The sequence below is a fragment of the Sphingomonas arvum genome, assembly GCF_026013565.1.
GTDB classification, from domain to species: domain Bacteria; phylum Pseudomonadota; class Alphaproteobacteria; order Sphingomonadales; family Sphingomonadaceae; genus Sphingomicrobium; species Sphingomicrobium arvum.
In genome coordinates, this window is record NZ_JAPDOB010000001.1 from 1279230 (window position 1) to 1299408 (window position 20179).

Below are 20179 nucleotides of genomic sequence, written 5' to 3' on the forward strand. Positions count from 1 at the left end.
AGCCGGTCGGGCCCCGCCGCCCGCTGGTCGAAGCGGCTCCGGCGCTCATCCGTCATTCACCGTGTCGTGGTGTAGCGGACCCGGCATGACGAGAACTCTCCTTTCCAGCACCGCCCTTCTTGCCCTTGCCTGCACCAGCCCTGCAGCGGCCCAGACCATCCCCGACCCGGCAGCGACGGCCACGCCAGCTCCGGCCGGCGCCGCCGACGACCAGCCGACCGAGCAGAACCCGACTGCCGGTGTCGACGAGGATGACGCGGCCGAGATCACGGTTGTCGCCCGCCGCGACCCAACAGCAGTGATCGGGGACATTCCGCCGGAGAACACGCTCTCCAGCCGCGACATCCGGGCCTATGGCGCGACCAGCGTCAGCGAGCTGCTCGATGCCTTGGCACCGCAGCTCGGCAGCGCTCGCGGCCGCGGCGCTGGCCAGCCGGTCGTGCTACTCAACGGCCGCCGCATATCCGGCTTTCGCGAGATCCGCGACCTGCCGCCCGAAGCCATCCTGCGGCTCGACATCCTGCCGGAAGAGGTCGCACTCAAGTACGGCTATCGGGCGGACCAGCGTGTGGTGAACATCGTGCTGCGACCGCGTTTCCGCTCCACCTCGGTCCGGGCCGAGGCCGGCCTGCCTACCGGCGGCGGCTCGTCGAACCAGGAGGGGGACATCACCCGCCTGCTGATCGGCGAGAACACCCGCACGACGCTCAACGCCCACGCCGAGAACAGCAGCGGCCTCACCGAGGACGAGCGCGACATCTCCTTTGCAGGCTCCGGCCCCGATCCACGCCCGTTCCGTAGCCTGACCGGCGAGCAGCGCTTGGTTCGGGTCGGTGGCACGCACAACCGGCCGATCGGCTCCATGTCCGCCACCATCGATGGCCAAGTCGAGAAAAGCAGCCGAGACAATCTGCTCGGGCCGTCGCTGCTCGTTCCCGGCACCGCGCTGGACCGCAACGCCGACACCCTGTCCGGCCATCTCGGTATTGCGGTCAACGGCAACCTCGACCAATGGCGCTGGTCGCTGACCGGCGGCTACGACATCGCCCGAACGCAGACCGACACCGATCGCGAGAATGACGTGCCGGTCGGGTTTGCCGACCGCGCTCGCCTGCTGAGCCAGACCGGCAACCTGGAGCTGGTCGCCAACGGCTCCCTGTTCCGCCTTCCAGCCGGGCGCAGCGCGGTAACCCTGCGTGCCGGCGCCTACACGCAGAGCCTCGACAGCAAAGCGATCCGCGAGGGCGTGCCGACCAGCAGCGATCTCGACCGTCAGCGCGGAACGGCCGCGATCAACCTCGACCTGCCAATTTCCCGCCGTCGGTCGAGCTTCGATGCGCTTGGCAATTTGACGCTCAACGCCAATGCCGAAGTGGAGCAATTGAGCGACTTCGGCACGCTGACGACGCTCGGCGGCGGCCTGAACTGGTCGCCGGTCGAGCGGTTGCAGCTGATCGCCAGCTGGACTCGCGAGGAAGGTCCGCCAACCCTCAACCAGCTCGGCGACCCCGTTCTGATCACGCCTGGCAGCCGCATCTTCGATTTTACCCGTGGCGACACCGCACTCGTGGACGCCGTCAGCGGCGGCAACCCGCTGCTGGATGCCGACACCCGCCGGGTCATGAAGCTCGGCCTCACCTGGCGGCCGCTGAGCGAGACCGACCTCAACCTGCGCGCCGACCTGGTGCGTACCCGGACCGACAATCCGATCAGCAGCTTCCCTGGCGTAACAGAAGCCATCGAGGCGGCATTCCCGGACCGCTTCGTCAGGAATGGCGCCGGCGACCTCGTCCGTGTTGATCTGCGGCCCGTCAACTTCGACCAGTCCAGTCGCACGGAGCTGCGGTGGGGGTTCAATTTCAGCAAGCCGCTGCAATCCCGGCGCCCGCCGGCATCCGTGATCCAGGAGTTCCGTCGTCGCTTCGGCGTTGCTCCGGGCGGGGCAGGGCGCGGCGGGCCTGCGGGTGGTGCGCCTACGGCCGGCGCTCCGCGCGTGGAGGGTGGCCCGTCGCCCGGTGATGGTCGCGGTGTTGGTCCGGGCGGCCGCGGTGGCGGCGGCGGTCGAGGCGGCCGCGGCGGCTTCGGCCAGGGCGGTCGGCTCCAGCTTTCGCTCTATCATACTTGGGTGTTCAGGGATCAGGTGCGGATCGCACCCGGCCTGCCAACAATCGACTACCTGTCGGGCGACGCGGTCGAAGGCGGGTTCCGGCCGCGTCATCGGCTCGAAGCAGAGGCTGGCTACTTCAACAATGGCCTTGGCGCCCGACTGTCGGCCGACTGGCGCAGCGGCGGCAGCGTGCAGGGCGGGACCGGCGACCTCGACTTCAACAGCCTGACCCGCTTCAACCTCAACCTGTTCGCCAACTTAGGCGATCGGTGGGAGCTGGCGCTGAAGCACCCCTGGCTGCGTGGGACGCAGGTGCGGTTACAGGTCTCGAACCTGTTCGACGCCCGCCAGCGCGTCCGCACCCTCGCCGGTGAGGTGCCGCTTAATTATCAGTCCGACCTGCTCGACCCCCAGGGCCGCACAGTCAGCATCAGCCTGCGCAAGCTGTTCCTGCCGCCGCCGACCTTCTTCCGGCGAAATCAGCAGGGCTCCGGTCAGCGATAATCGGCCTCGGCAAGCTCCGCCCGCGCAACTTTGATGCGCGGCGGAGCTTCGGGCCGCCATCGGCTTGCTTTCCCGGGCTGCGCGGTTGCGCGGCGCTCACCAGCGCCGCACATGGCGCGCTCATGACTGCCGATCTTGCCATTCTCTACGAACACCCGCGTTGGTTCGCACCGCTGTTCGCCGCGCTCGACCGGCGCGGCATCCGCTACCAGGCGATCGACTGGACGGATCACCGGTTCGACCTCGCGGCGCCGCCACCGGCGCGACTGATCCTTAACCGGCTTGCGATGTCCGCGTTCCTGCGTGCAGCCGAGCACCCGATCTTCTACGCAGCCGCGGCGCTCGACCATTGGCAGCGCCAGGGCGCGCGGGTGCTGAACGGCGCCGGCGTGCTCGCGCTGGACAGCAACAAGGCCCGGCAGCTGTCGCTGTTTCGCTCATTGGGACTCGGCATCCCTGACACCCGCGTGGTCCACCGCGCCGCCGACCTGCCATCCGCGGCCGAAGGCATGCGCTTTCCGCTCCTGGTCAAGGCCAACATCGGTGGAGCCGGGGCGGGGATCGTCCGCTTCGACGATCTGGCGGCGCTCCAAGGCGCAGTGCGGCAGGGCAACGTTCCGGCCTCGATCGACAACGTCCTGATGCTGCAGGACTATGTGCCCGCGCGCGGCGGCACCATCCTGCGACTGGAGACGCTGGCCGGCCGCTTTCTCTATGCACTGGAGGTCGCCACTGGGGCGGCCTTCGACCTGTGCCCGGCGGACGCTTGCTTAGCGGAGCCGGGCCGCGCCGCCATTGCGATGCGCGCCGTCGATCCCGGTCCCGAACTGGTCGAAGCGGCAGAGCGGATCGCGGCTGCGGCGGGGCTCGACGTCGGCGGGGTGGAAGTGGTCATCGACGACCGCGACGGCACCCCACGCTTTTACGATTTCAATGCCTTGTCCAATTTCGTTGCCAAGCCGAGCGAAGTGCTCGGCTGGGACCCGCACGACCGGTTGGTGGACTATCTCGAACAGGAACTCGAAAGGGTGAGGGCATGAGGTTCGGTTACTGGATGCCCGTGTTCGGCGGGTGGCTGCGCAACCATCGGAATGAGGGCATGGAGGCGAGCTGGGACTATGTGCGCCGCCTGACCCAGCGTTCGGAGGAGACCGGCTGGGATTTGACGCTGATCGCCGAACTGAACCTCAACGACATCAAGGGGGTGGAGGAGCCGGCACTCGACGCCTGGTCGACGGCCGCTGCGCTCGCCGCGGTGACCAGCCGGCTGGAGTTGATGGTCGCCGTCCGCCCCAACTTCCACCAGCCGGCCCTGTTCGCCAAGCAGGCCGCCAACATCGACCAGATCAGCGGCGGTCGATTGGCGCTGAATGTCGTCAGCAGTTGGTGGGCGGAAGAGGCGCGGGGCTACGGACTGCAGTTCGACGCCCATGACGACCGCTACGCGCGCACCGCCGAGTGGCTGACCGTGGTCAACGGCCTGTGGCGGGAGAAGCGCTTCAGCTTCGCGGGTGAGCGCTACACCCTCGACAACGCCATCTGCGAGCCCAAGCCGCTGCGCCAGCCCCGCCCGACCATTTATGCCGGCGGCGAGAGCGACGCGGCCAAGAACCTAATCGCGACGCAATGCGACGCCTACGTCATGCACGGCGACGCGGTGGCGGCGATCGCCCCCAAGGTCGCCGACATGGAAGCGCGGCGGCAGGCGAGTGGCCTTCGCCGCATGCAGTACGGCATGGCCGCCTTCGCCATCGTCCGCGACAGCGAGGCCGAAGCGAAGCGTGAGCTGGAGCGGATCACGCAGATGCCCGATCGCCCACCCGCCGGCTTCGCCAACTTCGACCAGTGGCTGTCGGGTACCCAGCTGGAGCGCGAGCTCAAGCTGCAGGAATATAGCGTCTCCAACCGGGGCCTGCGCCCAAACCTGGTCGGCACGCCCGAGCAGGTGGCGCAGCGTATCGCCGATTACGAGGGCGCGGGGCTCGACCTGCTGCTGCTCCAGATGAGCCCGCAGGCCGAGGAGATGGACCGCTTCGCGGCGCAGGTGATGGGCAAGGTGCGCGAGCCGGCGCTCAGCGCGGCTTGACGAATTTCAGCGTCATGCGGTCGCTCTCGCCAATGGCGAGGTAGCGGGCGCGGTTCTTGTCCCCAAGCTCCAGCGTTGGGGGCAGGGTCCAGACCCCGTCCGGGTAGTCCTTCGTGTCGCGAGGGTTGGCGTTGATCTCGCTTGAACCCACGTACCGGAAGCCCGCCTGCTCGGCCAACCGCCGCACGGTCGAGACCTTGAGGTAGCCGCTGGTTTTCTCCCGCTCGGCCGGTGCGCTTTCCGGCAGGCGGTGCTCCTCGATGCCCAGCACGCCGCCAGGCTTCAGCATGGCGTACATCTGCCGAAAGGCGAGTTCCGCGTACGGCTGGTCGTCCATCAGCCAATTGTGGACGTTACGAAAAGTCAGCACCACGTCGGCGGTGCCCGAAGGGACGCCCTGCTCACCTTGTGCGCGGACTGGGAAGATGGCGGTGCGGGCCTTGCCGAACACGTCGGCTTTGGACTGCTGCAGCTTGCGGAAGCCGTTGAGGCCGCGATCCGGCGCGGCGGCATAGTAGGTCCCACCGCCGCCAAGCACGTAGGGGGCGAGGATTTCGCTGTACCAGCCGCCGCCCGGGAAGATTTCGACAACGGTCTGATTTGGTCGAACGCCAAAGAAGGTCAGGGTCGCTACCGGATTACGATAGCGATCGCGCGCGGCGTTTGCGGCGGAGCGGGTAGGGCTCTTCACCGCATGGACCAGCTTGGCCTGGTCGGCTCGGGCAAGCTGGCCGGCGGCAGGACTGGCGACGAGAACGGCGGTGGCGAGGACGGCGGCGCGGATCATCGGCTACTCCTACGTGATTGCAGGGCAGGGATGGTCTGGACGTCGGCCTGGCGCAAGTCCGGTTTAGAGGCAGGCTTCCAGATAAGGCTGGTCGAACCCGAACTGCTTGGCCTTCTCCAGCGTATAGGGGCGCAGGCCCATCGAGCGGTATTCGCCGATGATCTTGCCATCCGCGGTCTCGTCCAGATACTCGAACTTAAACAGTTCCTGGGTGACGATGACCTCGCCTTCCATGCCGATCACCTCGGTGACGTTGGTGGTGCGGCGGGAGCCATCGCGGAGGCGCTTCACCTGGACGATGATGTCGACCGAATCCGCGATCTGCCGGCTGATCGCCTCCTTCGGGATCTTGATGTCGCCCATCATCACCATGTTCTCCATACGCGCGAGGCATTCGCGCGGGGAGTTGGAGTGGAGCGTGGCCATCGAGCCGTCGTGACCCGTGTTCATCGCCGCCAGGAGGTCGAAGCACTCTTGGCCGCGGATCTCGCCCAGGATGATGCGGTCGGGACGCATACGCAGGGCGTTGATGACGAGGTCGCGGATGGTGATCGCGCCTTGACCTTCAAGGTTCGGCGGACGGGTTTCCAGCGGTAGCCAGTGCGGCTGCTGCAGCCGGAGCTCGGCCGCGTCCTCGATGGTGATCACGCGCTCGCCCGGGTCGATCATCTTCGACAGGGCGTTCAGCATCGTCGTCTTACCGGAACCTGTACCGCCCGAGATGATGATATTCATCCGCGCGGCGCCGGCGATCTTCAGCACCGTCGCCATCTTCTCCGACATCGACCCAAAACCGCGCATCATGTCGAGCGTGATCGGCTTCTCGGAGAACTTACGAATGGAGATGGCGGTGCCGCGCAGGGACAGGGGCGGGATGATGACGTTGACGCGGCTGCCGTCCGCTAGGCGGGCGTCGGCGAGCGGTGTGGTCTGGTCGACGCGGCGGCCGACTTTGTTCACGATGCGCTGGGCGATCTGGAAAAGGTGCTCCTCGTCGCGGAACTGGATTTGTGCGATTTCCAGCTTGCCCTTGCGCTCGACGAAGGTCTGGTCCGGACCGTTCACCATGATGTCGCTCACGGCCGGATCGGCCAGCAGCTCTTCGAGCGGCCCGAGGCCGAGCAGCTCGTCGACCAGCACCTTTTCCAGCGCGAACTGCTCGCGCCGGTTGAGCGTGATCTTCAGCTCAGCCAGAACTTCACCGATAATCGGTCGGAATTCTTCGGCCAGTTCGTCCTTGCCGAGCGTGGCGGCCGCTTCGGGGTCAACGCGCTCAAGGAGGCGGGGGAGGACCTGTTCCTTGATCCGGTGGACGCTGGCTTCGAAACCTTCGGCCTTGCCCTCCGCACGTTCGCCGCTGGCGTTCATGCGGCTGTTGAGCCGATCCATTGCGTCGCCGCCAACGACTCCGGGCCCTTCGAACGGAGCAGGGACGTCCTCGGCTTGGCCGATGGGCTCAGCCGTTCCTGCGGCGCCGCCCTTCATGGGCCGCGCCACGCCGAAGCTGGGTCGCGCTCCCGAGCCGCCAGTCATGCCGCCGCGCTTGCCGAATGCGTTCATCGTCACCTGATCCCGAGGTTGGTCGGAATGGTGAATAAGGGGCAAACTTAAACGAATGGATAATCGCTGGGCGGTCTGGCTTCAGTAGCCTGCGGGCAGGGTAAAGACCGGCGGAACGGCGACAGTGCTGGTGAAGAATTGGATTTCGCCGGGCACGCCGGTCAGCCCCGTGACATTCATCATCACTGGCTGGCCCCATTGCTTCACGCCTCAGGATCATGCCCTTGGCGATGCCTCGAGCTCTCCGTGGGACTCCGGGATTGCGCACTCTCCCCGAGCGGAGAGAAACTAGCCTGCCGTGATGATCGTCACCATCGCCGGAACCTAAGCTTCAGCCCGCTCCGCCAGCACGGTCAAGCCGCGGTCGCCGACCTCGGCGAATCCACCGCCGACCGTGATCCGCTCTGGGGTGGCGCCAGCAGTACGATACACCGCCAGTTCGCCGTCCCGGAGCGTGGTCATGAAGGGGGCATGGCCCGCCATCACGCCGAACTCGCCCTCAGTGCCAGGGACGACGACCATGTGGACGTCGGCCGCCATCACTTGGCGCTCGGGCGTAACCAGTTCGAAGCGAAGGTCGGCCATTTACGCCGCGTCCGCCGCCAGCTTCTCGGCCTTGGCGATCGCTTCCTCGATGCCGCCTACCATGTAGAAGGCGCTCTCGGGGAGGTGGTCGTAGTCGCCATTCACCACTGCCTTGAAGCTGCGCACGGTCTCTTCGACCGGCACGAACTTGCCAGGGATGCCAGTGAAAACCTCGGCGACGTGGAACGGCTGCGACAGGAAGCGCTGGATCTTGCGGGCACGCGCGACCGTCAGCTTATCTTCTTCGCTGAGTTCGTCCATGCCCAGAATGGCGATGATGTCCTGCAGGCTCTTGTACCGCTGCAGTGTCTCCTGGACGGCGCGGGCGGTCTCATAATGCTCCTGCCCGACGACCGCCGGCGACAGCACGCGGCTGGTCGAGTCGAGCGGATCCACGGCGGGGTAGATGCCGAGTTCGGAAATCGCGCGCGACAGCACGGTGGTGGCGTCGAGGTGGGCGAAGGAGGTCGCCGGGGCCGGGTCAGTCAGATCGTCGGCGGGCACGTAGATCGCCTGCACCGAGGTGATGGAGCCCTTGTTCGTCGACGTGATCCGCTCCTGCAGCGCACCCATGTCGGTCGACAGGGTCGGCTGATAGCCCACGGCAGACGGAATACGGCCCAGCAGCGCCGATACTTCCGATCCGGCCTGGGTGAAGCGGAAGATGTTGTCGACGAAGAACAGCACGTCCTGGCCTTCGACGTCGCGAAAATATTCCGCCTGGGTCAGGCCGGACAGGGCGACGCGGGCGCGCGCTCCCGGCGGCTCGTTCATCTGGCCGAATACGAGGGCAACCTTGGACCCTTCCGGAGTCGGGTTGCCGTCGGCGTCTTTGGCGATGACGCCCGCGTCGAGGAACTCGTGATAAAGGTCGTTGCCTTCGCGGGTGCGCTCGCCGACGCCAGCGAACACGCTGGTGCCGCCGTGGCCCTTGGCGATGTTGTTGATCAGCTCCTGAATGAGCACGGTCTTGCCGACGCCGGCGCCGCCGAACAGGCCGATCTTGCCGCCCTTGGCGTACGGGGCGAGCAGGTCGATGACCTTGATGCCGGTGACCAGGATGCTGGTCTCGGTCGACTGGTCGATGAACAGCGGGGCTTCGCGGTGGATCGGCGCCGTCTCGGTCGCGCCGATCGGGCCGCGCTCGTCGATCGGCTCACCGATCACGTTCATGATGCGGCCCAGCGTCATCGGGCCGACCGGCACGCGGATCTGCGAGCCGGTGGAGCTGACCACCTGGCCGCGGGTCAGGCCGTCGGTCGAGTCCATGGCAATGGTGCGCACGACGTTCTCGCCGAGGTGCTGCGCCACTTCGAGCACGAGGCGCGAACCGTTGTTCTCGGTTACGAGCGCGGACAGGATCGGCGGCAGCTCGCCTTCGAACGAAACGTCGACGACCGCGCCGATAACCTGCGCGACGCGGCCACTGAGGTTGCTGGTGGTGCCCTGCGGCATGAGTGTGTCGGCGGCGGTGGCCATGGCGTTCTTCCTTGCCTTGCTTGTTCGGTTAGAGCGCTTCGGCGCCCGAGATAATTTCCACCAGCTCGGTCGTGATCGCGGCCTGGCGCTGGCGGTTGTACTGAATCGATAAGCGATTGATCATGTCGCCGGCGTTGCGGGTCGCGTTGTCCATCGCGGTCATCTGCGAGCCGTAGAAACCGGCCTGGTTCTCCAGCAGCGCTCGGTAGATCTGCACGGCGACGTTGCGGGGCAGCAGGTCGGCAAGGATCGCTTCCTCGTCCGGCTCATACTCGACCACCGCCGACGCGGTGGTCGGCGCCGCGGCTGCTGTTGCCGCGGAGGGCCGGACCGGGATGATCTGGTCGACCGTCGGCTCCTGCGCAAGGACCGAGCGGAAGTTGGAATAAGCGAGGTGAACCACGTCGAACTCGCCATTCTCGAACCGCCGCATCACCTCGGAAGCCACCGCCTGCGCATCGGCATAGGTCGGGTTCTTCATCTCGCTGGTGTCGTGCTGACCGCTGATCCGACCCGGGAACAGCCGCTGCAGCACCGGCCGGCTCTTCCGGCCGACGATGAAGAAGCTGACGTCCTTGCCCTGACCGATCAGTTCGTCGGCCGCCCGGCGAACCGCCCGGACAATATTGGTGTTGAACGCACCCGCCAACCCGCGATCCGACGCAGCGACCACGATAAGGTGGCGCTGGTCACTACCAGTGCCGCCGATCAACCTGGGGCTCTCCGGCCCGATCGTGATCCGCCCGGCAAGGCTCGCCACGACATCCGACAGCCGCTGGGAATAGGGGCGACCCGCCTCCGCATTGCTCTGGGCACGGCGCAGCTTCGCCGCGGCGACCATCTTCATCGCCTTGGTGATCTTCTGCGTCGACTTCACCGAGCCGATGCGAAGCTTGAGAGCCTTGAGGCTGGCCATGGTCCGCTACGCCGTCCGGTGCTTAAGCGAACTGGTTGCCGAAGGTCGACAGCGCGTCCTTGAGCGCCGCCGCCGTGTCGTCGTCCAGCGCCTTGGTGTCGCGGATCTTCGCCAGCACCTCGGGCTTCTCGGAGCGCATGAAGCTCAACATCGCCGCCTCGTAGCGGGTCACGTCGCGGGTCTCGACCTTGTCGAGGAAGCCCTGCGTACCGGCATAGATGGAGACGACCTGCTCCTCGACCGGCATCGGCTGATACTGCGGCTGCTTCAGCAGCTCGGTCAGTCGGGCGCCGCGGGCGAGCAACTTCTGCGTGGAGGCGTCGAGGTCGGAGCCGAACTGCGCAAACGCCGCCATCTCACGATACTGCGCCAGCTCCAGCTTGATCGAGCCGGCGACCTTCTTCATCGCCTTGGTCTGCGCGGCCGAGCCGACGCGGCTGACCGACAGGCCGACGTTGATGGCCGGACGGACGCCCTGGTAGAACAGGTCGGTCTCCAGGAAGATCTGGCCGTCGGTGATCGAGATGACGTTGGTCGGGATGTAGGCCGACACGTCGCCCGCCTGCGTCTCGATGATCGGCAGGGCCGTCAGCGAGCCGTTGCCGTTGGCGTCGTTCATCTTGGCCGCACGCTCCAGGAGGCGGCTGTGCAGGTAGAAGACGTCGCCCGGGTAAGCCTCGCGGCCCGGCGGACGGCGCAGCAGCAGCGACATCTGACGATAGGCGACGGCCTGCTTGCTGAGGTCGTCATAGACGATGACGGCGTGCATGCCGTTGTCGCGGAAATACTCGCCCATGGCGCAGCCGGTGTAAGGCGCCAGGAACTGCATCGGCGCCGGCTCGGAGGCCGTGGCGGCGACCACAATGGAATATTCCATCGCGCCATTCTCTTCCAGCGCGCGGACGATCTGCGCGACCGTTGAGCGCTTCTGGCCCACCGCGACGTAGATGCAGTAGAGCTTCTGGCCCTCGTCGGTACCGGCGTTCGCCTGCTTCTGGTTGATGAAGGTGTCGAGCGCGACAGCGGTCTTGCCGGTCTGGCGGTCGCCAATGATCAGCTCACGCTGACCGCGGCCGACCGGCACCAGCGCGTCGAGCGCCTTCAGGCCGGTCTGGACCGGCTCGTGCACCGACTTGCGCGGAATAATGCCGGGCGCCTTCACTTCGACGCGGCTGCGCTGCTCGGCGACGATCGGGCCCTTGCCGTCGATCGGGTTGCCGAGGGCGTCAACCACGCGGCCGAGCAGGCCACGGCCGACCGGAACGTCGACGATGGTGCCGGTGCGCTTGGCGGTCGAACCCTCGATGATCTCGGAGTCGGAGCCGAACACCACCACGCCGACGTTGTCGGATTCAAGGTTCAGGGCCATGCCCTTGGTGCCGTTCTCGAACTCGACCATCTCGCCGGCCTGGACGTTGTCGAGCCCGTGAATACGGGCGATGCCGTCGCCAACCGAGAGGACCTGGCCAACCTCGGAGACCTGCGCATCGACGTCGAAGTTCGCGATCTGGTCGCGGATGACGCGGGAGATTTCAGCGGCGCGGATGTCCATGTTCAGCCTTTCATAGCCGTGGCTAGAGTGTTCAATTTGGTGCGGATGGAAGCGTCAATCATCTGGCTGCCGAGCCGGACGACGATGCCGCCGAGAATGGAAGGGTCGACCCGGGAGTCGATAGTGACCTCACGTCCGGCACGGACGCGGAGGTTGGCCTTGAGCGCCGCCACCTGCTCGTCGTCGAGCGGGCGCGCGGTGGTGACTTCGGCCGTGGTCTCGCCGCGGTGCTCGGCAGCCAGGCGATTGAACAGCCGGATGATCTCAGACAGCTGGCGCAGGCGGCCGTTGCGGGCAACCACGCCCAGGAAGTTGGTGGTGATCGGATCCAGGTTCAGGGCCGTAGCAGTGGCGGCGACCGCCTTGGCGGCGTCCTGGCGTCCGATCAGCGGGGAAGTGGTGACAGCGCGGAACTCGTCCGAGCTCTGCAGCGTGCCCTGGATCGTCTGCAGGCTTGCTCCAACGGCCTCGATCTGCCGCTGGTCGCGGGCCAGTTCGAACAAGGCCGAGGCATAGCGTCCTGCTAAGCTGGCTCGAATGCCGCCGGAAGTCTCCACGCGCCCAAAGCTCCGAAAAGATATGCAAAGCGGGGCGTCAGCGGCCCGCATGAACCGCCCGCCCCAGCCGGGTTGCGCCGCCCCTAGCAGCGGGTCTGGAACGATGCAAGGCAGCCTACAGGTCGAGGCTCATGAAGCGGGTGAACGGGCCGGGCAAATAGCCGCCGAATGGCTCGCAGCGGGTGAACCCTGCGCGCTCGTAAAGCAGGGTGGCGGCGGCGAACTCCGGTCCGGAGCCGGTCTCCAGTAGCAGGCGGGAATAGCCGCGGCTTCGCGCCTCCGCGACAATGGCGCGGAGGATGGTGGAAGCGGCCCCCTGCCGCAATGCTTCGGCATGGGTCCGCATGGACTTGATCTCGCCGGTGCCGTTGCCGAGCGCCTTCAGCGCGCCGATCGCCAGCAGCCGGCCCTCGTCGCGTACCGAGAAGAAGGTAATAGCCGGGTCGTGAAGACGGTCGGCGGGCAGCACGTGGCAGGCTTCCGGCGGCGAGTGGACGTGCATGGCCGCGACATGGCTGGCGAGAAGTTGCCGCACGTCGTCCCTGTCGAGTTCGCCCTGATGGATCGTGCGTGCCATGCGGCTACTCTTACCGGCGATGCACGCCGATCGACGAGGTGAAGGTTTGACCGCAAGGTTCGGGAAGCGGACGGCAAAGACCTTCGGCAGATAGGGGGCATGACCTACCGCATCACTGGGCTCGACCCCGCCGCTTTCCGACCGTTGTTTCACCTGCGTCCGGCAGCACTTGCCGAACGAGGAGTGCGCCGGATGCCGGTCACCAGCTTTCCCGGCTTTCCGTGCCGCTTGACCCTGGACGATGCCGAGCTCGGGGAAACGGTGCTGCTGGTCAATTACCAGAGTGTTCCAGCGGGGCCCTACCGGGCGAGGCACGCAATTTTCATCACGGAGGGATTGACGGAAGCCGCCTCGTTCATGGACGCGGTGCCGCCGGCGCTGGAGAGGCGAACACTTTCGTTGCGAGCCTTCGATCGCGACTGGGACATGGTCGCGGCCGAACTCGCGCAGCCAGGGGAGGCGGATGGCGCCATCCGGCGGATGTTGGCTGATCCGGCGGTAACCATTATCCATGCGCATAACGCGACCCGCGGCTGTTTCGCCGCGGCGGTGGAGAGGGCATGAGACTCGGCGAGGACGAGGCCTGGGCGGCGTTCGAACGACGCGATCGGCGTTACGACGGACGCTTCGTCGTGGCGGTGCTGACCACCCGCATCTATTGCCGCCCGTCGTGTGCAGCCCGGCGTCCACTTCGTCAGAACGTGCGCTTCTATGACGAGGCGACAGGGGCCGCAGCGGCAGGGTTCCGCGCGTGCCTGCGCTGCCGGCCCGACGCGGTGGCGCGCGATGAGGTGGCCGTGGCCGAGGCCCGAGACCTCATCGCGGCCGCGGAGCAGCCGCTCAGGCTGGAGCAAGTCGCCGCCGCCGTCGGCTATGCGCCGCACCACTTCCAGCGGCTGTTCACCCGGCGCGTGGGCCTGTCGCCTGCCGCCTTTGCCCGAGCGCTTCGCGCCGAACGAGCCGCCACCGCCCTGGAGGAGAGCGCCACCGTGACCGACGCCATCTACGAAGCCGGCTATTCCGGTCCGAGCCGCTTTTACGCCGACGCCGAGCGGCAGCTTGGCATGACGCCGTCGGCGTGGCGCGATGGCGGGCGCGGAGCCACTATCCGGTGGGCGATCGCGGAGACCGAGCTAGGCCCGCTACTGGTTGCCGCGACCGAGCGCGGGATATGCCGCCTGACCTTTGGAGAGGACGAAGCGGCGCTGCGGCGGCGGTTCCCTCATGCGGAGCTGGTGCATGATCCGGATACCCCGCTGATCGGCGCGGCGCTGTCCGCGGCGGCCGACCCCAAGGCCCCGCACGACCTGCCAATCGATGTCGAGGGCTCCTCCTTTCAACAGCGGGTATGGGCCGAGCTGCGCCGGATCCCGCCGGGCGAGACCCGTAGTTATGCCGACATTGCCGCCGCCGTCGGGCAGCCCGGCGCAGTCCGCGCCGTCGGCACCGCTAACGGGGCCAACCCTGTGGCAGTGCTGGTGCCGTGCCACCGGGTCATCCGCTCCGACGGAAGCCTCGGCGGCTACGCGGGCGGCCTCGACCGCAAGCGCAAGCTGCTGGCCGCCGAAGGGGTGCAATTGGGACAGCCCAGCCTGCTTTAGCGGGCCGCGGCCTTTCCTCGCCCCAAGCGATCAAAACGCGTCCCAGCAGCGTGACAATCCCCGAACAAGCGCAGCCTAGCCCGCCGTTTCGCCAGCGCAAGGACCTTCGTGGCGCGCCCAGCCCGGCTTGGCCGGCGTAAGGTCATCCAAGATGCGCCCCGCCCATTCGCGATAGGCGGCCTGCTTTTCGGTGCCCATCCGCCGCCAGGTCGCATATTGGTTGCGCAGCCGGTGGTTGCCGGCCAGCCGCGCTTCGTGTCGGGCCAGGAAGTCCCAGTAGAGCGCATTGTACGGGCAGGCGCGCGGGCCGATCTTTTTGCGCACGTCGTAGACGCAGTTCTGGCAATAATCCGACATGCGAGCGATGTAGGCGCCCGACGCCGCATAGGGCTTGGTCGCGATCCGCCCGCCGTCCGCCCATTGGCTCATGCCAATGACGTTAGGATGCTCGACCCACTCGTAGGCGTCGGCATAGACTACCAGGAACCAGTCGCTGATCGCTTGGGGCGCGACCCCGGCCAGCAGCGCGAAATTGCCGAGCACCATCAACCGCTGGATGTGGTGGGCGTAGGCATTGTCGCGGGTGTTGCGGACGCTTTCCGCCATGCACCGCATGTCGGTCTCGCCGGTCCAGTAGAAGTCGGGCAGGGACCGGGTGGCGCCGAGCACGTTGGCCTCCGCCAGCCGGGGCATTTCCAGCCAGTACATACCCCGCATATACTCGCGCCAGCCGATGATCTGGCGGATGAAGCCTTCCGCGGCGTTGAGCGGTGCCTTGCCGGCCCGCCAGGCAGCCTCGACCTTGCGGCAGGCGGCGAGCGGATCGAGCAGGCCGCAGTTCATCGAGGTGGACATGGCGGCGTGGAACAACAGGTCTTCGCCGACCACCATGGCGTCCTGATAGGTCCCGAACAGCGGCAGGCGGGTGGCCACGAACTCGTCGAACGCGGCCTCTGCGTCGGCGGCGGTGACCGGCAGGCCGAAGCCTTCAACCTGGCCGAAGTGGTCACCGAACCGCTCCGCCACGAGCGCGATCACCTCGCGCGTGACCGCGTCCGGCTCGACCGGGCAGCGGCTGGGAAAGTCGCCTTCATGCGGCGGGCCGGAGCGGTTGTCCTTGTCGAAGTTCCACTGCCCGCCCGCGGGCTTGCCGTCCGGCTCCATCAGCAGGCCGGTACGGCGGCGCTGGTCGCGGTAGAAGAACTCCATCACCGGCTTGTCCGCTCGCGCCGCCCAGGCGAAGAAGTCGGGCAGGGGGCAGATGAAGCGGTCGTCGGGCAGGATCTCGACCGGCAGGCCGAAGCGCTCGCTCCAGCTCTCCAGCATTTTCTGCACGCGCCATTCGCCCGCTTCCACGACGCGGACGGACTCCGCCCCGTGCCGCTCGATCGCGCGGCCGACCTCCCCCGTGAAGCTGCCGCCGTTCGCCGGATCGTCGAGCCGGATATAGTCGACGGTGAACCCGCGCGCGCGCAGCTCATCCGCGAAGTGGCGCATCGCTGAGAAGATCAGGACGATCTTGTGCGGGTGGTGGCGCACGTAGCCGGTCTCCTCGGCCACCTCCATCAGCAGCACGACGCTGCCCGCCGGGTCGGCGGCGCGAAGCGAGGCGAGGTGGTGGCTGAGCTGATCGCCGAGGACGGGAATGAGGGTGGTCATGGCTAGCGAGCAGTAAACGCGCGACTAACCACCTCGGCGCAGGGCAGTCAGACGAACGGTTCGTCGTTAACGGCGGTCGTTACGGCTTGCCAAGGAGTCCGGTCCGAGGAAGCATCTGCATCAACGAGTGGCCGGGGGGTCACTCGGGGCAGAGAAGCCGGGGTGGGCTGATGACACGAACAGGGGTTGTGGCGGCGCTTGGCGTCGTCCTGGGGATGATTGCTGCCGAACAGACGGCGGCCGCAAACCGGATGGTGGCAGCGCCACTGAGCTGGCGCGTGCTGGCGACCCACAATGCTGAACGGGCGCGGTGGCGGGTGCCGGCGATGCAGTGGGACCCTGGCCTCGCCGCGGCCGCCGATGCTTACGCCGCGCAGCTCGCCGTTACTGGTCGCTGGGGTCACAGCCCGCGTGCCGCTCGCCCAGGCCAGGGTGAGAATCTATGGATGGGCACGCGCGGCTATTTCACGCCCGAGCAGATGGTTGGCGGCTGGCTGAGCGAGGGGCGGATGTTCCGAGCTGGCGTGTTCCCGCAGGTCAGCCGCACGGGCAACTGGTCGGACGTTGGCCATTATAGCCAGGTGATCTGGCGCGGGACGACCAAGGTCGGCTGTGCGATCCGCTCCAACCGCAGCAACGACTATCTGGTTTGCCGCTACTCGCCGAACGGCAACGTCGACGGACGCAGCGTCGCCTAGAACGAAGCTGCCTAAACGAAACTGTACGGGTCGACGTCCACCGCGACCCGCACCTTGGAATTCCATTCCACCCCCGCCAGCCAGTCCCGGATGACATCTTGAACGTCCAGGCTGCGGGCGGCATGGACCAGCAGGCGGAACCGGTGCCGACCGCGCAGCATGGCGAGCGGGGCGGGGGCAGGGCCGAACACCGCCATACCCTCGACCTCCGGGGCAGCCCGGCCGATCCGGCGGGCCGTGGCGTCCGCCTCTTCCTTGTCCTCGCTCGAGACGATGATCGCGGCGAGGCGACCGAATGGCGGCATGGCCGCTTCGTGCCGCGCCTCCGTCTCGGCCGCATAGAAGCTTTCCGCATCCCCGCTGACCAGCGCGGCGATCACCGGCGCGTCGGGATCGTGGGTCTGGACCAGCACGCGGCCCGGCTTCTCGCCACGACCTGCCCGCCCGGCGACCTGGGCGATCTGCTGGAAGCTGCGCTCGGCCGCCCGTAGGTCGCCACCCTGCAAGCCGAGGTCCGCATCGACCACCCCGACCAATGTAAGGTTGGGAAAATGATAGCCCTTGGTCACCAGCTGGGTCCCGATCACGACGTCGATCGCGCCGCCTTCCATCTGCGCCACGAAGTCGGCCGCGCGGGCCGGTGACCAGATGGTGTCGCTGGTGACCACCGCGGTACGCGCTTGCGGGAACAGCGCCTGCACTTCGTCGGCAATCCGCTCCACGCCCGGACCGCAGGCGACCAGGCTGTCCTCGTCGCCGCACTCCGGACACTGCTTGGGCGGTGGCATCACGTGCCCGCAATGGTGGCAGGCCAGTCGGTGCATCAGCCGGTGCTCGACCATCCACGCGGTGCAATTGGGGCATTGAAAGCGGTGCCCGCAGGTTCGGCAGAGCGTGAGCGGCGCGAAACCGCGTCGGTTGAGGAACAGCAGGCTCTGCTCGCCTGAAGCCAAATTCTGCTCAAGCTCGGCCACCAAGCTTGGCGCCAGCCAGCGGCCGCGCGGCGGCGGGTCCTGAGTCAGGTTCACCGTCCGCATGTCCGGCAGTCGGGCGCCGGCAAAGCGGCTCGGCAGCTTGACCTCACGGTAGCGGCCGAGCTCGACCATGTGGCGGGTCTCGATCGCCGGCGTCGCGGAGGACAGGACCACCGGAATGTCCTCGAACCGCCCGCGCATCACGGCGACGTCGCGCGCATGGTACTGGACGCCGTCCTCCTGCTTGAAGCTCGGCTCGTGCGCCTCGTCGACGACGATCAGGCCAAGGTCGGCATAAGGCAGGAATAGAGCGGAGCGGGCGCCGACCACCACCTTGGCCTCCCCGCTGGCGATCGCGCGATAGGAGCGGCGGCGCAGCGAGGAGCGCAGGTCCGAATGCCACGCCGTCGGCGCGCAACCGAACCGCGCCTCGAACCGGCGAAGGAACGGCTCGGTCAGCGCGATCTCCGGCAACAGGACCAACGCCTGCCGGCCCTGGCGCACGCACGCCGCGATGGCCTCAAAATAGACCTCGGTCTTGCCCGATCCAGTCACCCCGTCGAGCAGCACCGGGTCGAACCCGCGCCCGACGGCCTGCACTAGGCTGTCCGCCGCCGCCTGCTGGTCGGAGTTAAGCTGGGGCGGTCCAAAGTCGGGGTCGGGGCAGTCGAGCGGTCGGTCGCCGTCCACCTGCACGGCTTCGAGCGCACCGGCGTTGACCAGCCCGCGCAGCACGGCGTCGCTGACCTCGGCATGCGCCGCTAGTTCGCGGATGGTGCCCTGCCGTCCTTCCAGCCGCTCCAGCGCGACCGTGCGTTGTGGGGTGAGGCGGGGAGGAACGAGGCCAGTCGGCCGGTATTCGGTGAGCTGCCGCTGGTCGTGCAACGCGTAAGAGGAGGGCAGGACCATCCGCAGCACGGCAGGCAAGGGGCTCAGGTAATAATCGGCCGTCCATTCGCACAGGCGGCGGAGGGCCGGAGCGATCCGCGGCCCTGGAAGGACGGAGCTGAGGTAGCGCAGGCGGTTATCGCCGACCTCCTCCGTCGGCAGCCGCTCCGGCTCCCACGCCACGCCGATCATCGGCCGCGGGCCAAGAGGCGCCACGACCACCTGACCCGGCTCGACCGCGGTTCCGTCCGGAACCCGGTAGTCGAGCGGACCCAATGCAGCGTTCAGCGTGACGATGCGGACGCGGGGCAGCGCCATCTAGGGGAGGACTAAAGCCCCTTCTTCTTGCGATGGCTGTCGAGGTCGAGAACGGCGAACTCCTCGTCGCGCAACAGGCCCAGCCTGCGGGCGACCTCCTGGTACGCCTCCGCTTCGCCGCCGAGGCTCTGGCGGAAGCGGTCCTTGTCCAGCTTCTCGCCCGACTTCATGTCCCACAGGCGGCAGCCGTCCGGGCTGATCTCGTCCGCCAGGATGATCCGTGCGAAATCGTTCTCGTAGACGCGCCCGAACTCCAGCTTGAAGTCTACAAGGCGGATGCCGATGGCCGAGAACAGGCCGGCCATGAAGTCGTTCACGCGGATCGCCATGTCGGCGATGTCGTTCATCTCCTCCTGGCTGGCCCAGCCAAAGCAGGCGATGTGCTCGTCGGCGATCATCGGATCGCCCAGGGCATCATCCTTCAAATAGTATTCGATGATCGTGCGCGGCAGCTGCGTGCCTTCCTCAATGCCGAGGCGCTTGGACAGGGAGCCGGCAGCCACGTTGCGCACCACCACCTCGATCGGCACGATCTCGCACTGGCGGATCAGCTGCTCGCGCATGTTGAGGCGACGGATGAAGTGGGTCGGGACGCCGATGTTTGCGAGGCAGGTAAAGATATGCTCGCTGATGCGGTTGTTGATGACGCCCTTGCCGCTGATCGTCCCGCGTTTCTGCGCATTGAACGCGGTGGCATCGTCCTTGAAATACTGGATCAGCGTGCCCGGCTCAGGACCCTCGTAGAGAATCTTGGCCTTGCCTTCGTAGATCTGGCGGCGGCGAGCCATGAAGAGGGGGTCCCCTTACGTAGAAAAGACGGCGCCCCGGCCGCTCTGGTCAGATGCCGAGAGGCCGGGGCGGATTAGGGCTCGGCCTATAGGCTAGGCGGAGGTCCCGTGCAATTCGCTCGCGCCGTGTGGTTCAGCCCTGCGGCGCAGCCTTGATCAGGCCCTTGCCCGTGAGGTCATCGAGCAACTCCCGCAGCTCGGTCCGACATTGCTCCGGCGCAACGTCATATTCTTCGCCCAGCGCAGACTGGAGCTCGGCCTCCGAGCGAGACTCGGCGAGCAGTTTCCACACGGAGGTCGCTACGGAATTGAAGCCGAAGCAGAGCCCGCCCTGCGGATCGAGCGCGACCAGCTCGTCATCCATGTCAGCCTCCATCAGCTCGCGTGCGCGGACGTAGCGAGGCTCCATGGGCTGCTCTCTCCCTAGATGATGCTGGTCGGGGAGACAGGATTCGAACCTGCGACCCTCTGCTCCCAAAGCAGATGCGCTACCAGGCTGCGCCACTCCCCGACTTGGGCGCGGTTAGCAGGGCTTGGCCCGAA

The 20179-nt window shown here is 67.1% G+C and carries 18 protein-coding genes and 1 tRNA gene; 6 read left to right on the forward strand and 13 right to left on the reverse strand.

The genetic code is table 11. The annotated features are described in order from the left end of the window. The first annotated feature begins 85 nt into the window (after nt 1–85). From OMW55_RS06295 to OMW55_RS06305, 3 genes are all read left to right on the forward strand, one after another. Nucleotides 86–2611: a TonB-dependent receptor gene (locus OMW55_RS06295; RefSeq protein WP_264881648.1), complete on the forward strand. Its 2526-nt coding sequence runs from the start codon at nt 86–88 to the stop codon at nt 2609–2611. Nucleotides 2612–2733: 122 nt separating this feature from the next. After that, nucleotides 2734–3651: an ATP-grasp domain-containing protein gene (locus OMW55_RS06300; RefSeq protein ID WP_264881650.1), complete on the forward strand. Its 918-nt coding sequence runs from the start codon at nt 2734–2736 to the stop codon at nt 3649–3651. Then, nucleotides 3648–4697, forward strand: coding sequence for an LLM class flavin-dependent oxidoreductase (locus OMW55_RS06305; protein WP_264881651.1), 1050 nt, complete (start codon nt 3648–3650; stop codon nt 4695–4697). The genes OMW55_RS06300 and OMW55_RS06305 overlap by 4 nt, the downstream gene beginning before the upstream one ends. Here the strand turns inward: OMW55_RS06305 and OMW55_RS06310 are convergent. From OMW55_RS06310 to OMW55_RS06345, 8 genes are all read right to left on the reverse strand, one after another. Beyond that, complete coding sequence (locus tag OMW55_RS06310) at nt 4684–5484, reverse strand: class I SAM-dependent methyltransferase (protein WP_264881653.1); 801 nt, start codon at nt 5482–5484, stop codon at nt 4684–4686. The two genes, OMW55_RS06305 and OMW55_RS06310, sit on opposite strands and share 14 nt — an antisense overlap. A gap of 63 nt (nt 5485–5547) precedes the next feature. Next, the gene (locus OMW55_RS06315) at nt 5548–7044 is read right to left on the reverse strand and encodes a CpaF family protein (RefSeq protein WP_264881655.1); all 1497 of its coding nucleotides are present in this window, start codon (nt 7042–7044) and stop codon (nt 5548–5550) included. A 324-nt stretch (nt 7045–7368) separates the two neighbouring features. Further along, the gene (locus tag OMW55_RS06320) at nt 7369–7629 is read right to left on the reverse strand and encodes an ATP synthase F1 subunit epsilon (protein ID WP_264881656.1); all 261 of its coding nucleotides are present in this window, start codon (nt 7627–7629) and stop codon (nt 7369–7371) included. Next, the gene (atpD, locus tag OMW55_RS06325; protein ID WP_264882028.1) at nt 7630–9084 is read right to left on the reverse strand and encodes a F0F1 ATP synthase subunit beta; all 1455 of its coding nucleotides are present in this window, start codon (nt 9082–9084) and stop codon (nt 7630–7632) included. It abuts the gene before it with no gap. A gap of 52 nt (nt 9085–9136) precedes the next feature. Further along, nucleotides 9137–10024 carry a F0F1 ATP synthase subunit gamma gene (locus OMW55_RS06330; protein WP_264881658.1) on the reverse strand — a complete coding sequence of 296 codons (888 nt, stop codon included), beginning with the start codon at nt 10022–10024 and terminating at the stop codon, nt 9137–9139. Between the two features lie 22 nt (nt 10025–10046). Continuing rightward, entirely contained in the window at nt 10047–11576 is a 1530-nt protein-coding gene (gene atpA / locus OMW55_RS06335) for a F0F1 ATP synthase subunit alpha (RefSeq protein ID WP_264881660.1), read from the reverse strand. Between the two features lie 2 nt (nt 11577–11578). Further along, entirely contained in the window at nt 11579–12133 is a 555-nt protein-coding gene (locus tag OMW55_RS06340; RefSeq protein WP_264881662.1) for a F0F1 ATP synthase subunit delta, read from the reverse strand. A 115-nt stretch (nt 12134–12248) separates the two neighbouring features. After that, nucleotides 12249–12710, reverse strand: coding sequence for a GNAT family N-acetyltransferase (locus OMW55_RS06345; protein WP_264881663.1), 462 nt, complete (start codon nt 12708–12710; stop codon nt 12249–12251). Between the two features lie 99 nt (nt 12711–12809). On the opposite strand from OMW55_RS06345, the gene OMW55_RS06350 reads away from it, so the two are divergent. Further along, nucleotides 12810–13274, forward strand: a complete 465-nt coding sequence (locus tag OMW55_RS06350) for a DUF1203 domain-containing protein (RefSeq protein ID WP_264881665.1) — start codon at nt 12810–12812, stop codon at nt 13272–13274. Next, nucleotides 13271–14311, forward strand: a complete 1041-nt coding sequence (locus OMW55_RS06355; RefSeq protein ID WP_264881667.1) for a bifunctional transcriptional activator/DNA repair enzyme AdaA — start codon at nt 13271–13273, stop codon at nt 14309–14311. The genes OMW55_RS06350 and OMW55_RS06355 overlap by 4 nt, the downstream gene beginning before the upstream one ends. 75 nt (nt 14312–14386) lie before the next feature. Here the strand turns inward: OMW55_RS06355 and OMW55_RS06360 are convergent, their stop codons facing one another. Then, nucleotides 14387–15970, reverse strand: a complete 1584-nt coding sequence (locus OMW55_RS06360; protein ID WP_264881669.1) for a cryptochrome/photolyase family protein — start codon at nt 15968–15970, stop codon at nt 14387–14389. A 170-nt stretch (nt 15971–16140) separates the two neighbouring features. Between OMW55_RS06360 and OMW55_RS06365 the strand changes: the two genes are divergently transcribed. Next, nucleotides 16141–16668 carry a CAP domain-containing protein gene (locus tag OMW55_RS06365; RefSeq protein ID WP_264881671.1) on the forward strand — a complete coding sequence of 176 codons (528 nt, stop codon included), beginning with the start codon at nt 16141–16143 and terminating at the stop codon, nt 16666–16668. 11 nt (nt 16669–16679) lie between these two features. On the opposite strand, the gene OMW55_RS06370 is transcribed toward OMW55_RS06365, so the two are convergent. The 4 genes from OMW55_RS06370 to OMW55_RS06385 all read right to left on the reverse strand — a co-directional run bounded on the left by OMW55_RS06370 (nt 16680) and on the right by OMW55_RS06385 (nt 20147). Then, the gene (locus tag OMW55_RS06370) at nt 16680–18848 is read right to left on the reverse strand and encodes a primosomal protein N' (protein ID WP_264881672.1); all 2169 of its coding nucleotides are present in this window, start codon (nt 18846–18848) and stop codon (nt 16680–16682) included. 11 nt (nt 18849–18859) lie between these two features. Then, a complete protein-coding gene (gene purC, locus OMW55_RS06375; protein WP_264881673.1) occupies nt 18860–19636 on the reverse strand; it encodes a phosphoribosylaminoimidazolesuccinocarboxamide synthase in 777 nt (258 codons plus the stop codon). Nucleotides 19637–19769: 133 nt separating this feature from the next. Then, on the reverse strand, nt 19770–20045 hold the full coding sequence (locus OMW55_RS06380) for a PqqD family protein (protein ID WP_264881675.1): 276 nt from the start codon (nt 20043–20045) through the stop codon (nt 19770–19772). 25 nt (nt 20046–20070) lie between these two features. Beyond that, a tRNA-Pro gene (locus OMW55_RS06385) sits at nt 20071–20147 on the reverse strand. Nucleotides 20148–20179: the final 32 nt, after the last annotated feature.